At 41.2% G+C, this 13790-nt stretch carries 12 protein-coding genes; all 12 read left to right on the plus strand.

All coding sequences use genetic code 11. The annotated features are described in order from the left end of the window. Window positions 1-295: 295 nt before the first annotated feature. Window positions 296-3316, plus strand: coding sequence for a methyl-accepting chemotaxis protein (locus tag L6E24_RS04225; RefSeq protein WP_257743475.1), 3021 nt, complete (start codon window positions 296-298; stop codon window positions 3314-3316). A 15-nt stretch (window positions 3317-3331) separates the two neighbouring features. After that, window positions 3332-3793, plus strand: a complete 462-nt coding sequence (locus L6E24_RS04230; RefSeq protein ID WP_257743476.1) for a chemotaxis protein CheW — start codon at window positions 3332-3334, stop codon at window positions 3791-3793. A gap of 302 nt (window positions 3794-4095) precedes the next feature. Further along, complete coding sequence (locus L6E24_RS04235) at window positions 4096-6117, plus strand: GAF domain-containing protein (protein ID WP_257743477.1); 2022 nt, start codon at window positions 4096-4098, stop codon at window positions 6115-6117. 254 nt (window positions 6118-6371) lie between these two features. After that, window positions 6372-8600 (plus strand): methyl-accepting chemotaxis protein, encoded by a 2229-nt coding sequence (locus L6E24_RS04240; RefSeq protein ID WP_257743478.1) that lies wholly within the window; start codon window positions 6372-6374, stop codon window positions 8598-8600. A gap of 12 nt (window positions 8601-8612) precedes the next feature. Next, window positions 8613-9074, plus strand: coding sequence for a chemotaxis protein CheW (locus L6E24_RS04245; protein ID WP_257743479.1), 462 nt, complete (start codon window positions 8613-8615; stop codon window positions 9072-9074). Window positions 9075-9219: 145 nt separating this feature from the next. After that, complete coding sequence (locus L6E24_RS04250) at window positions 9220-10056, plus strand: STAS domain-containing protein (protein ID WP_257743480.1); 837 nt, start codon at window positions 9220-9222, stop codon at window positions 10054-10056. 3 nt (window positions 10057-10059) lie between these two features. Beyond that, complete coding sequence (locus L6E24_RS04255) at window positions 10060-10422, plus strand: STAS domain-containing protein (RefSeq protein ID WP_257743481.1); 363 nt, start codon at window positions 10060-10062, stop codon at window positions 10420-10422. A 20-nt stretch (window positions 10423-10442) separates the two neighbouring features. Then, on the plus strand, window positions 10443-10838 hold the full coding sequence (locus L6E24_RS04260; protein WP_257743482.1) for an ATP-binding protein: 396 nt from the start codon (window positions 10443-10445) through the stop codon (window positions 10836-10838). After that, the gene (locus L6E24_RS04265) at window positions 10835-11839 is read left to right on the plus strand and encodes an ATP-binding protein (RefSeq protein ID WP_257743483.1); all 1005 of its coding nucleotides are present in this window, start codon (window positions 10835-10837) and stop codon (window positions 11837-11839) included. Before L6E24_RS04260 ends, L6E24_RS04265 begins: the two co-directional genes overlap by 4 nt. Next, complete coding sequence (locus L6E24_RS04270; protein ID WP_257743484.1) at window positions 11840-12274, plus strand: hypothetical protein; 435 nt, start codon at window positions 11840-11842, stop codon at window positions 12272-12274. A gap of 104 nt (window positions 12275-12378) precedes the next feature. Further along, window positions 12379-12942 (plus strand): DUF7504 family protein, encoded by a 564-nt coding sequence (locus L6E24_RS04275; protein WP_257743485.1) that lies wholly within the window; start codon window positions 12379-12381, stop codon window positions 12940-12942. 292 nt (window positions 12943-13234) lie between these two features. Continuing rightward, complete coding sequence (locus L6E24_RS04280; protein ID WP_257743486.1) at window positions 13235-13789, plus strand: hypothetical protein; 555 nt, start codon at window positions 13235-13237, stop codon at window positions 13787-13789. Window position 13790: the final 1 nt, after the last annotated feature.

Here is a 13790-nt window from a genome sequence, read left to right on the forward strand (position 1 = left end):
ATCATCTTCTGAATACTCCGGATCATACACGGCTTTAATGCAAACCAGATTTAGAATTATAATTTAATAAAATAAACAAATGTGAAAGGATATTTCCAAAAAGTTCAAAAATAAAAAAAATCTTTCAGAACCCCAGCAACAAATAAGTTAGTTTTTTATATTGAATTAAACCATCCTTTCTATAATCACAGAATTAACCGGAATATTTGAGCATTATTCCGGTTAATAATACGTAAATGTAAGATTTTAGTGATTAACAAAACCGGCAGCAGAAAGGCCGGTTAAAAGGTGTGTTATGGCATTTAATGAATTTGAAAAAACAGTTGAAGAGTATATCAAAAACAGGGGAATTACCCTTATTGATGCAGAAAAATGCGAAGGTGAAGAGAAAAAATACGCTCAGCTCTTCAACAGTCTGGTGGAAGAGGTCGGGAAAAATGAAAGTAAATACAATAAAGAACAGAGAGAATCCGAAAGGCTTCAGAAACGTACAGGGGCACTTTTAGATTTCAACCCGCAGGGAATTACCGTCCTCGCTGCTGACAAACACAGAATACACCTAAACAAAGAGTACGAACGTATATGGCGTGGAACATATGATGAACTGATGGCAAAGAAACTCTACGATTTTGACATAACCATCACAGCCGGAGCAGATTTCTATGCATCATATGAGACAAAAAAGAATGAAATCTCAGATATGGAGATTAAATGGCCAAACAGAGAAGTTACTTACTTAAGACTATTCCAGACACCAATTCTCAACAATAAAGGTGAGATTGATGTCAACTATTACATCTACCAGGACTTAACCGAACAGGTTGAGAAGATGAATGACATCAAAAAACTGGAGGAGCAGTCCAAAGCAATTGTTCAGGAAAACCCGATGCCCATTGTCCTCTGGAATAAGGACATGACAGTCAGGGAGACAAATAAAGCATTTATTAAAATCAGTGGTTTTTCAGAGCTGGAAGCAGAAAATCTCACTATCCGGGATTTCAGGTATATAAACCAGGCAGGAAAATCAATTGCACAGACAATTGAGACAAAGAAGGCAAGCCACGGCGAAGCCACAATAGAATTCCCTGCCGGAATTAAAACAGTTGAGAGATACAACATTCCGCTTATGGATGAAAACGGCATGGTTGACTCTGTTTTAACGGTTTACAACGATATAACGGCGTTAAGGGAAGAGATAAACAACTCTGAAAAACTTCAGAAGCGTGCGGAGGCATTCTTAAAGGACAACCCTCAGGGAATAACCGTTCTTGCATCCGACAAGCACAGAATTGACCTGAATAAAGAATATGAGCGTATATGGCGTGGAACATACGATGAACTGATGGCAAAGAAGCTCTATGACTTTGACATCAAAGTTACGGGCGGTGACGACTTCTATGCCTCATATGAGACAAAGAGAAAGGCAGTCTCAGACCTTGAGATTAAATGGCAGAACGGCGAAATTTCCTACCTCAGGCTCTTCCAGACACCAATCCTTGACGAAAACGGCAATATTGATGTAAACTACTACATCTACCAGGACCTGACAGAGCATACAAATGAATTAAAAGAGGTCCAGAAGCTGCAGAAGCGTGCAGATACTTTCTTAAAAGACAACCCACAGGCAATAACTGTCCTTGCTCCGGACAAGCACAGGCTTGATTTAAATAAGGAGTATGAGAGGGCATGGCATGGAACATACGACGAACTGATGGCAAAGAAACTCTATGACTTTGACATTGACGTTACAGGTGATGACTTCTATGCCTCATATGAGACAAAAAGAAAGGCAGTATCCGACCTTGAGATCAGGTGGCCTGACCAGACAAAGTCCTACCTCAGACTGTTCCAGACACCGATTCTTGATGAGAACGGCAACATTGACGTAAATTACTATATCTACCAGGACAGAACAGCCGAAGTTTCACAGAACCTTTACATGGACAGAGAGGTTAAAAATATTGCAGCAGACCTTGAAGCCATTGCAGAGGGAAGACCGGAGGATATGAAGCTTGAAGTTGCTGAAGCTGACAGTTACACAAGAGAGATCAGAGATCAGTTCCTTGAGATTACATCCTCAATAGGAGATGTAAACGAAAGCCTCGCCAAACTTTTAGCCGACATTAATGCTCTTGTCAAAGCAGGAGAAAACGGAGAACTCAACTTCAGTGCAGATTCAGGCAAATATCAGGGTGCATATATTGACATAATCGAAGGAGTAAACAGCCTTCTTGTAACAGCCGCAGTGCCGGTGAATGAATCCTTAAAGATCTGTGACAGCTTTGCGGATGCTGACTTTACTGCAAGATTCTCTGATGATATTAAGGTAAAAGGGGACTTTTTGAGGCTTAAAGAGGCACTCAACAACATCGGAATAAATGTATCTGAAAATGTGAAGAAGTCTGTCGATGTTACAAGGCAGATTGCAGTTAACTCTGATGAAGTAGGAAAAGGAACTGATGAAGTAGCAAAGGCCGCAGAAGCGGTTGCGAACACAAGCCAGAAGGCAGCAGACCTGACAAAAGATCTCCTGATAAATATCGAGGATATAAACCGGCAGATTGCGGACCTTTCAGCATCAAACGAAGAGATTGCAAGCACCTCACAGGAAGTATTCAATGCTGCAAACAACGTTGTCGAGATAGGCAAAGAGGCACAGGGACTTGGAAATGATGCCAATGCCAAGATGGGCCACGTTGAAAGAATAGCAAAAGAGAGTGTTAATGAGATAAATGAGCTGACTGAGAAGGTAAAAGAGGTCAGCAATGTTGTTAAGCTGATAAACGACATCACCGGCCAGATTAACCTCCTTGCACTCAATGCTGCCATTGAAGCAGCACGTGCGGGAGAACACGGACGTGGCTTTGCAGTAGTTGCCGGAGAGGTCAAAAACCTCGCAGGAGAGGCAAGGGCAGCAGCAGATTCAATAGGAAGCGTTGTTTCGATGGTTCAGACAAGCAGTGAAAAGACTGCAAATGCAATCAATAACGCCAACAATGAGATCGTTGACGGTGTCGGAAGTGTCACAAAAACCATTGAGGTACTCAATACCATCATTAAAAATGCAGGACAGGTCACAACCGATATAGGCGAGATCACAAGAGCTATTGAGGATCAGGCAAACATATCAAACAATGTTGTAAGATCAGTTGACAGCGGAACCGAGAAGACAAAAGAGGTCCGGAGAGAAGCAGAGGAACTTGCAGCCCTTGCAGAAGAGGCAAGCGCCTCTGTGGAAGAGATTGGAAGTGCAATACATGAAGTAAATGCACTTGTAAAGGATCTCAATACAGCAAATGCTAAATTTAAGTACTGAATAATGGTGTAAAAAATGGCTGAAATGAAGGATGTAGTGCAGTTTGAGATTGGAGGAGTGCAGTATGCACTTGACATCCATATCTCACGTGAGATTGTCGAGATGATGCCAATTACTCCGGTTCCAAGGGCACCGGCACATATTGCAGGGATTATCAACCTGAGAGGAGAGATAACCAATATCTTAAACCTCAACTGTTTGATGGGACTCCCTCCCGGAAATGAGGCAGAAAACCAGAAGATAATCGTCCTTGTATCCGAGGCTGCAAACGGCTCCAATGTCGGACTCATTGTCGATGATGTACAGAGTGTGCTACAGGTATCTGAAGATGACATTGATCAGATGGATGAAACAATGTCAAAGGAAGCATATGTGAAGGGTATTATCAAAATAGGAAAGGAAGGGGATGAAAACAAGGATCTTGTCATATGGATTGACATCGCCAAAATCCTTGAAGATACCCTGGTTGAGAACTAATCAGAACAGATTTCAGATAACGGAAAGGGCAGGAATATATATCCGGCAGGAGATCCTTTCCGGCCGGAATCTGAGCAGAAATACTTTTTTTACACAAAAATCAGCCATATTACTAATTATTTTACATTTCAGAGAGAAGATAAATTATTGACTGAAATATGATCCGGGCGAACAGAGGTATTTTGCTAATATTAACGAAGGATATAATTATTATCAAAGAATAATCATACATTACTGGATTAGCAGGGGTTGGACCAATAAATACAGTTCTCTATGTAGATGACGAACCGGCACTTCTTGAAGTGACAAAACTCTTTCTTAAGCAGAAATACAACATTCCGGTTGAGACAAAAAATTCACCGGAGGAAGCCCTAAAATATCTGAATGAGAAAAATGTCGATCTGATCGTCTCAGATTACGAGATGCCGGATATGAACGGCATAGAATTTTTAAAAATAGTAAAAGAGGAATATCCGGGGATACCATTTATTATTTTTACAGGCAGGGGCAGGGAAGAAGTCGTAATTGAAGCCCTTAATTACGGGGTAGAATACTATATCCAGAAAGGCGGGGACCCAAAATCACAGTTTGCAGAACTTTCACACAAAATAAGGACTGCCATTGAGAAGAAAAAGGCTGATGAAAAACTGCTCATGGATGAAAAGCGGTTTGAAACACTGCTGGAGTTCACCAACAGATCAGACTCTGATCTAAAAAGCCTCATGGATTATGCACTTGAGGAAAATATAAAAAATACAGAGAGCACTCACGGCTATTTCGCCTTTGTTGAGGAGGAGAATGACCTTTTAAAGATGTACTCATGGTCAGTAAATGCAATGGATGAGTGCAGAATAAAAAATATATCCAAAGAATTCCGGATACCAAAGACAGGGCTATGGGGAGAGCCGATAAGACAGAGAAGGGCCATAATCACAAATGATTATTCTGCTGATAACCCCGGAAAAAAGGGTCTGCCAAAAGGGCATGTTGGAATAACAAGACATCTCGGTGTCCCAATATTTGACGGCGAAAAGATAGTCCTGCTTGCCGGTGTCGCAAATAAAGAGAAAGAATACGATGAATCAGACATCCGGCAGATAACTCTCCTGATGAAAGGGCTGTGGAATACCATCAGGCAGCACGAATATGAGAGAAAAATTGAAACAGCAAAGAGGGAGCTCAGGGATATAAAGGCAGGGATCAGCCCCGATAACAACAGCCCTAAGAAGAATGAGACGAACAGCCATTTAGCTGCATCACCTGAAATCTCCTCAAAAAAAACGGTTGAAACATTCCTGAACACAAACTACCTGAACCTAAAAAAACTTCAGGATGTCCAGGATTTACTCTCAGCGGTAACTGGAATATCAATGGTTATTTCATCAGCAGACGGACACCCTGTAACAAAATTCAGCAAATCCGGCAGCATATGCGATATTCTCAGTCAGAATTATGAAAAAGCAGGAGAGATCTGCAAAAAACATTCTGTACAGGCCATAGAATACATCAAAAGAAATAATATTCCAAAAACCTGGGAATGTGAGGCAACAGGACTGATCTGCGGAGCCGTCCCGGTAAATATCTCAGAAGAGCCTGACGGAATATGGTATATCGGCAATTGCAGGATTAAAACGGGATATGAAAAACTTACCCGTTTCCTGAAATCTGTTCAGGCTGACGAAGAGACTTCCAGTAAGATAATAAATGAATACCTGGCCCAAAAAATATATTCAAAAGATGAATTTGAAGACATCATCAGTCTGGTATGGCATCTGAGCATTTATCTCTCCCATATCAAAGATATAAACCTCAGACAATTAAGAGATGCTGAAGCAAGAGAGAGCTATTATGAAAACTCCGGTAAACTAAAGGAGATGGGACTGAAAATACTGAAAGCAGATTCTATTGACGAAATATTCAGAATAATTCTAAGTACTGCAATTGAGGTCTCAGATATGGACTGCGGTGCAATATATATTTACGATGAAAAATCCGGTTCGATGCACCTCAGGAATTATACCGGATTAACAGAGGAATTCATAAAATACATAGAAAAAACCGTTTTTTGCGACAGATATTACAATAGAATTCTCAAAGGCGACTGCATATATGACTGTTGCAGCAATACCTCCGGAGAATACAGCAAAGAGAATTTAGTCCACGAAAATCTTAAGACATCAGGAATAATTCCCATTATTCACTATTCCGGGATAAAAGGATGTATTGTAGTCGCATCCCATACAGCAGATCAGATAGAATATGATAAAAAACTCATTCTGGAAGCATTATCTGCACAGGTCGCAGTCAGTATTACCAAAGATTAATAATATATCCATTCCCTCACAGGGACGATAAATATACCTCTCTTTTTCTCTGCCCATAATTTACAGACCACGTCATAATTTCAAAGCCATAGAGCCGGCAAATACCTTAAGTCAGCCTATTAGCACCAAAGATATAACCATTCCGGCAGGCCGCCCCAACATGCACAAACTATTTATCAGATGATCTGCCAAGAAGAGTTTATAAGACTCCTTAAAAAGGGTGTAAAATAACCGAAATTCCGGTTGTGATTATCATGGATATAACAGAACTCACAAATAAACTTGAAAAATATTTGGGTGGCGACATAAGCACATCAGTCGATTTAGACAGAGTTGATGACGAATTAATACCCGTTGGAAAGTTGATCAACAGGCTGATTGAAGAAAAAAATAATTGCGACAAAAAGGGGGATTATCTTTACAAAACTGTAATTACAGCCCCGATTCCTCTGTTAATGATAGACCAGAATCTCGTAATTGAGGATCTGAATGATGATTTTATTGAATTATCGGGACTGAATAAAGAGAATATCATCTCACGAAAGATGAGTGATCTCTATTCTGAGTTTAACATCATAAAAATTGAGGGTGACGGGACAAAGGATGCCCTTGAGAAGAAAAGAAGAACAGAAGGCAGGTTCAACATGACCTTCAGAGGGGAGAAGAGAATAATAAAAGTAGCTGCAATCCCCGTCCTTGACGGGAAAGGTCATGTAAGAAATATAAACACAACATGGGTTGATATAACCGATATAGAAAACGAGAGAGCCTGGTTTGAATCAATTCTTGATGTAATACCATTCCCTGTATCAGTTACAGACATGGATATGAACTGGACCTATTTAAACACTGCAACAGCAAAAATGGCAAATGTCAGTAAAAAAGAGGCTATCGGCACACAGTGCAGCAGATGGAATGCAAATATATGCAAAACAAAAGACTGCGGTGTCGAATGCTTAAGAAAAGGAAAAGATAAGACATTCTTTGAGCAGGACGGCGGAAACTTCATGGTGGATGCCGCATGGATCAGGGATGCTGCGGGTAAGAATATCGGCCATGTTGAGATAATTCAGGACATCACCGCAACAACAAAAGTGGGGGAATATCTGAAGCAGGAGGTTGCAAAGGTTGCAGCTGACCTTGAATACATAGCAAAAGGGAGATTTGAAGATGTAAAGCTGACTGTCGGAGAGGCAGACCAATACACAAAGGATGTAAGGGAGCAGTTTGTGGAGATCACAGAATCAATAAGATCTGTAAATGACACCTTCAGAGGGCTTGTTGTTGAGATTGAGGAACTTGTCACTGCCGGAACAGACGGCAGGCTTGGAGTCAGATCTGATAGTAAAAAGTATCACGGCGAATATGTTGACCTCGTTGAAAACCTCAATAATTTAATGGATGCCATTGCAACGCCTATAAACGAGGCAATGACCATATGCAACAGTTATGCAGATGCAGACTTTACAGCAAGATTTTCAGACATTATTCCTGTAAAAGGTGATTTCCTGAAATTTAAGGAGGCAATAAATGCCATAGGGATAAATGTTGCTGAAGCGATGAAAGTGACAAGCAATGTCACAAAACAGATCTCAGCAAACTCATATGAGGTCGGAAAGGGAACTGACGAAGTTGCAAAGGCGGCAGAAGGGGTCGCAAACACAAGCCAGAAAGCGGCAGAACTGACAAAAGAACTGCTGATCAGCATTGAGGATATAAACCGGCAGATTGCCGACCTTTCAGCATCCAATGAGGAGATTGCCAGCACATCACAGGAAGTATTCAATGCCGCAAACCATGTCGTCGAAATTGGAAAAGAGGCACAGGGACTTGCCAATGATACAAACAAAAAGATGGGCAATGTCGAAAAAATTGCAAAGGAGAGTGTTGATGAGATATGCGACCTGACTGAGAAGGTAAAGGAAGTCAGCAATGTCGTAAAACTGATAAATGACATCACAGGACAGATTAATCTCCTTGCCCTCAATGCAGCCATTGAAGCAGCACGTGCGGGTGAGCACGGACGTGGATTTGCTGTTGTTGCCGGAGAGGTCAAAAACCTTGCAGCAGAGGCCAGAACAGCAGCAGATTCAATAGGAAGCGTTGTTTCGATGGTTCAGACAAGCAGTGAGAAGACAGCCGGAGCAATTAATAATGCCAACAAAGAGATCGTTGACGGTGTTGAGAGCGTGACAAAGACACTTGAAGCCCTCAATACAATAATCAGCAATGCCGGACAGGTCACAACCGATATAGGCGAGATCACAAAGGCAATTGAGGACCAGGCAAATATATCCAACAATGTCGTCCAGTCGGTTGACAAAGGAACATTAAAGACAAAAGAGGTTCAGAGAGAAGCAGAGGAACTTGCAGCCCTTGCAGAAGAGGCAAGTGCATCTGTAGAAGAGATTGGAAGTGCAATTCATGAAGTAAATGCACTTGTAAAAGAACTTGACACTGCAAATGCCAGATTCAAATACTGAGAGGAGATTAATATGGCTGAAATGAAAGATGTCGTACAGTTTGAAATAGGAGGAGTGCAGTATGCACTTGATATACATATTTCAAGAGAGATTGTTGAAATGATGACGATAACGCCTGTGCCAAGGGCACCGGCACACATCGCAGGAATAATCAACCTCAGAGGCGAGATAACCAATATACTAAACCTCAATTATTTAATGGGGCTTCCCGCCGGAAATAAGGCAGAAAACCAGAAGATCATCGTCCTTGTTCCGGAAGCCGCAAACGGCTCAAATGTAGGTCTTATTGTGGATGACGTACAGAGCGTGCTTCAGGTATCTGAAGATGACATAGACCAGATGGATGAGACGATGTCAAAGGAAGCATATGTAAAGGGCATTATTAAGATCGGAAAGGAAGGGGATGAAAAGAAGAACCTTGTAATCTGGATGGATATTGCAAAAATATTATCAGATACCCTTACAGAAGCCTAAAAATTAAAACCTTAAATTTAAAAACAGATTTTTTTAAAGAGAGATCAGGACATCCTGATAAATAAACAGATAAATAAACTATTTAATATCCGGAAACAACTGCTATCTCCGGATAAATACCCAAATATACAGACAGGTGGTTAATATGAAGAAAACAGAAGAACAACTGAAAAAAGAGCTTACAGAGAGAGAAAAAGAGTTAGTTTTCCTTCACAGCATATCAAATATTGTGGACAGTCAAGGCAAAAACGCTGATAACATCATCGTGGAAATAATAAAACGCCTCCCCGGCGCATTGCAGTATCCTGATATTGCATGTGCAGAGGTCAATTTAAAGGGACAGAAATTCAGAACCGAACCATTCAGGGAGACTGAATGGAATATGTCAGAGCAGCTTAAGGTTGAAGGAAGAGCAGTTGGTGAGATCACAGTCTATTACATGGAAGAAAAGCCAGGCTTTGATAAAGATCCGTTCTTAAAAGAGGAAAAAACTCTGCTTGAGATACTTTCTGAAAGGATGAGCAAAATAATTGAGAGGATGTGGTCAGAAGAGGCACTGCTTGAAAAAACAAAGGAGATCATTAAATTATCAACTCCTGTTACACAGATATGGAAGGACATCCTGATTCTGCCGCTCATCGGCACACTGGATTCTGAGAGAACCCTTCAGATGATGGAAGAGCTTCTGATAAAGATTCGTGATACTGGTGCAAGATTCATCATTATGGACGCAACCGGAGTAGGGACAATAGACTCAGCAGTTGCTGCAAATATCCTGAAAACCTCACAGGCTGTAAAGATGCTCGGATCACATATGATCTTTACCGGAATTAAACCTGAAGTTGCGATGACAATGGTGCATCTCGGAATAGACCTTGGCGATATAACAACAAGAGCAACCCTTCAGGAAGGTGTAGAATATGCCCTCAATGAAAAGGGTCTTACTATTGTCAGAAAGAGCATGGTCATTCAGGAGCATTAGGCCATGGACAGAATACCAATTCTGAAACTGCAAAGCTATCTTCTCGTCTCCATTCAGACAGATCTCCATGATCTGATAATCACTGCCCTTCAGGAGGATATTCTTGAGGAGATATCAAAAACAGGGGCCAGAGGAGTACTGATAGACATATCTGCCCTTGACATTGTGGATTCATTTATGGCAAGGACACTGAGGGACTGCGGCATTATGGCCGGACTTTTGGGTGCAAAGGTTGTTATAACAGGGATTCAGCCGGCAGTTGCCATAACACTTGTGGACCTTGGGCTTGACCTCTCCGGGATAACAACCGCATGTGACATTGACAGCGGCTTTGAGATATTGCAGGAAATTTCCGCGGGGAGATGAGAGGATATTACGGAGTTAGTATGTTTCTTAAATCTGTGGAGATAAAAGATGAAAGCGATATTCTCACCTCAAGGAGGATGGTCAGGGATGCTTCTTCAGGCATGGGATTTGGAATAGTGGACCAGACAAAACTTGCAACAGCAGCTTCCGAACTGTCCCGGAATATATACAGATATGCAGGATGCGGAACGGTCATCATTGAGAGTGTAGAAAGTCCGAACGGAATAAAAGTAATATTTGAGGATTTTGGGCCTGGGATAGAGGACACAGACATTGCGATGCAGGAAGGCTATACAACAACTCCGGGAAGCCTTGGCCTTGGTCTTTCCGGATCAAAACGGCTTGTTGATGAGATGAATATCCATTCAGAACCCGAAAAAGGGACAAGAATTGAAATTATCAAGTACCTGCCATGAATTCTGAATACAGTTGCAGAAGGATATATCTGCATGCACACAAATCAGCGGTAAAAAACGACATCCACAACCTTGCATCCCGGAATAATTTCCCGGATAAAGCGATGAATGAGATCGATCTCATTGCCGCAGAACTTGCCTCAAACCATATAAAACATGATACAATAAACGGAAGGATAAAATACGGAGTATTCACAGATGAAAAATCCGGAACTTATCTTGAGATAATTTCGGAAGATGAAGGGCCGGGCATCCCTGATTATGAACTTGCCCTTGAAGACGGATATACGACCTCATCCAGAAGTATGGGCGTCGGGCTTGGTTCAGTAAGAAGACTATCCGATGAATTCAGCATAAAATCCAGTGTTTCCGGGACGACAATAGCCATAAAAAAATACGCGGAGAAGATCCCCGTAATTCCGGAAAAGAAGCTTATGATAAGTGTCCTCACACGACCACATCCGCTTGAAAATGTCTGCGGGGATGGCTATTATATTGAGAGGTTTAAAAACGGGGCATGTATAGCTGTGATAGACGGCCTTGGACACGGCATTCATGCCCGTGAGGCTTCTGCATGTGCAGAGGAATATTTAAGGAATAACGCCTCAAAAACTTCAATAAAACTGCTGATTGACGGCCTCGGTGAGAAACTTAAAAAGACAAGGGGGGCAGTGGCGAGTATTATGTTCATCAATGACGATAGGGGATTTATGGAGTTTGGAGGTGTCGGGGATATATCAGTTCATCTCTATCCAAAGGAGGACCATATCAGTTTTCAGTCAGTACCCGGCATTCTTGGTATGAAAAGAAGGGAAGTAAAAGTTCAGTCTTACCCCTGGGTTTCAGGCAGAAATATGGCAGTCATACATTCTGATGGCATCAGTGCAAAAATTAACCTTGATGACTGCATGCCGGAGGAGAAACCTGATATTATTGCACATTATATCATGAATAAATACTGGCGGAAGAATGATGACGGAACAGTCATGGTGGTGAAATAATTGAGTGATAAACCGGATATAAATTACCTTCAGGAGAAGCTTGACAGAAAGACAAAGGAAGTTCAGGAGTTGAGTCTTGAACTTGAGAAGACAAACGAGGGCCTGATTGCTCTTTATACCGAGCTTGATGATACAAACCAGCAGCTCACGGAGAGCAATAAAAAACTGAAGGAGGAGGAGAAAAAAATCCTGACATATCTTTTTGAAACCGTGAACAAGACCAGAAATCCGGTTATGAGCATTACCAGGAATCTGGAGCTTCTTGAAGAGATGACAGTTCAGGAGGATTTTGACCGGAATGATGTCAGAACTATAATTGAGGTGATTAAATGCAATGCCAGGATGATAAATGAGAATATTTCGGAGTTAAACAAAGTTGCCCTCGCCGGTTCAGACAGGGTGCTTGACAGTTACAGGGAATTTCTGACTGAGTAAAAACCGGGTAAATTTCCGGTCAGAAAATAAATATCGCAAAATATTTCAAAAGGCGTAACAGAGCGCAGAATAATCGTATAAAGGAAATAACGGATAATAATTCAATGCCACCAATAACAGAGATTCTTTCTGAGAGTGAGATAATCATTGCAATGGCAGAGCCGCAGACACTGAGAAACAGTGTTATATCCACCATCTCAGAACTATGCAGTCTGGGATTTTCAGGGATTGTAATCTCTATCAATGAACCATGGTCAATATTAAATAAAGCCCTCGATAAAAAAGGTACAGATACATCAGATATATTTTTTATAGACTGCATAACCATTACGGCTGTTGGCCAAAAAAAAGATGAGAATAACTGCATATACATAAACAGTCCGGGACAGCTGACAAATATAGGGATTGCACTGACAAAGGCTATGGTGGCTATGAAGGATAAGGAGAATCTCTTCATGATGATAGACTCGGTGAATACAATGTTTGTCTATAACGATTCCGCTCAGATCATCCGCTTTCTGCATATGTTTGCAAATAAGGCAAGGCTGAACTCTGCAAAAGGTATTATGTATTCTGTAAAAAATGCAGTTGACCCTGTGATCTCAGCTCAGCTGGCAACCTTTGCTGACGAAACTGTGAACCTTGATGCTGATGTGGAGAAATCATAAAATCATATCAGTTATTAGCCCTGTAATATCCTTTTTTTCGGAAAAATCCAGATAATAAATACGTTCCGGATTTTCCATAATAATCCTGATTTAATGGACATTATCTAAAGATAACATAAATGATGGTTAATAATTTAATAGATAATGATAAAAATAAGAATGTTTGACCCAAAATACACAACAAATACCACTAAGAAATCAATTGGAAATCTTTTTTTATGAATAGGATTAAAAAAAGTATTACTAAATTTATTAAAATCCATTATTTATCACAAAACGTTGGAAAATGAACATGAAAATTATTAAATCCGGCAAATGGATTATTCTTACAGTGGTGCTAATCTCTGCACTGCTGACTGTGCCTGTTATGGGTGCTCCGGTTGTTGACCGGGATGTTTCGGTTAATGGAGATAAAGCAACAGTCACGTTTACTGTTGAATCAGACGAACCTTTCGCGGTCGGAATTGTAGAGACTGTGCCTGAGGGATGGACTTTTGCAGAGGATGAGAGTATGGTCTCTGCATCGGATAACTTTGAGACTGACCGGAAAAATGGTAAAATCGCATTCTTTCTCTCAGATGAAAAGTCCGTATCATATGAGCTGACCGGAAACGGAGACGGGAAGACAGGGTTTAAGACCGAATGGGTAGACCTCCTGACACTCACTCCGGATATGAATGAAGGAAAGGAGAGATGGACAGCACCTGGTGATTCCAATGCTCCGGAAGAGAAGGGCAGTGCAGATTCAGGGGCAGAGAAAAGTCCCGGATTTGGAATTATTGCGGGCATTGCTGCATTCATCACAGCCGGAGCAGTTCTCACAGTATCCGGGAGAAGGGAGGCATAAA

Source organism: Methanoplanus endosymbiosus, from assembly GCF_024662215.1.
In the GTDB taxonomy this organism is placed as follows: Archaea; Halobacteriota; Methanomicrobia; order Methanomicrobiales; family Methanomicrobiaceae; genus Methanoplanus; species Methanoplanus endosymbiosus.

Excerpts from the sequence above, each read along its gene's own strand:
- L6E24_RS04230 (WP_257743476.1), top strand. The coding sequence starts at position 3,332 with ATGGCTGAAATGAAGGATGTAGTGCAGTTTGAGATTGGAGGAGTGCAG.
- L6E24_RS04280 (WP_257743486.1), top strand. The coding sequence starts at position 13,235 with ATGAAAATTATTAAATCCGGCAAATGGATTATTCTTACAGTGGTGCTA.
- L6E24_RS04250 (WP_257743480.1), top strand. The coding sequence starts at position 9,220 with ATGAAGAAAACAGAAGAACAACTGAAAAAAGAGCTTACAGAGAGAGAA.
- L6E24_RS04260 (WP_257743482.1), top strand. The coding sequence starts at position 10,443 with ATGTTTCTTAAATCTGTGGAGATAAAAGATGAAAGCGATATTCTCACC.
- L6E24_RS04265 (WP_257743483.1), top strand. The coding sequence starts at position 10,835 with ATGAATTCTGAATACAGTTGCAGAAGGATATATCTGCATGCACACAAA.
- L6E24_RS04225 (WP_257743475.1), top strand. The coding sequence starts at position 296 with ATGGCATTTAATGAATTTGAAAAAACAGTTGAAGAGTATATCAAAAAC.
- L6E24_RS04245 (WP_257743479.1), top strand. The coding sequence starts at position 8,613 with ATGGCTGAAATGAAAGATGTCGTACAGTTTGAAATAGGAGGAGTGCAG.
- L6E24_RS04275 (WP_257743485.1), top strand. The coding sequence starts at position 12,379 with ATGCCACCAATAACAGAGATTCTTTCTGAGAGTGAGATAATCATTGCA.
- L6E24_RS04240 (WP_257743478.1), top strand. The coding sequence starts at position 6,372 with ATGGATATAACAGAACTCACAAATAAACTTGAAAAATATTTGGGTGGC.
- L6E24_RS04255 (WP_257743481.1), top strand. The coding sequence starts at position 10,060 with ATGGACAGAATACCAATTCTGAAACTGCAAAGCTATCTTCTCGTCTCC.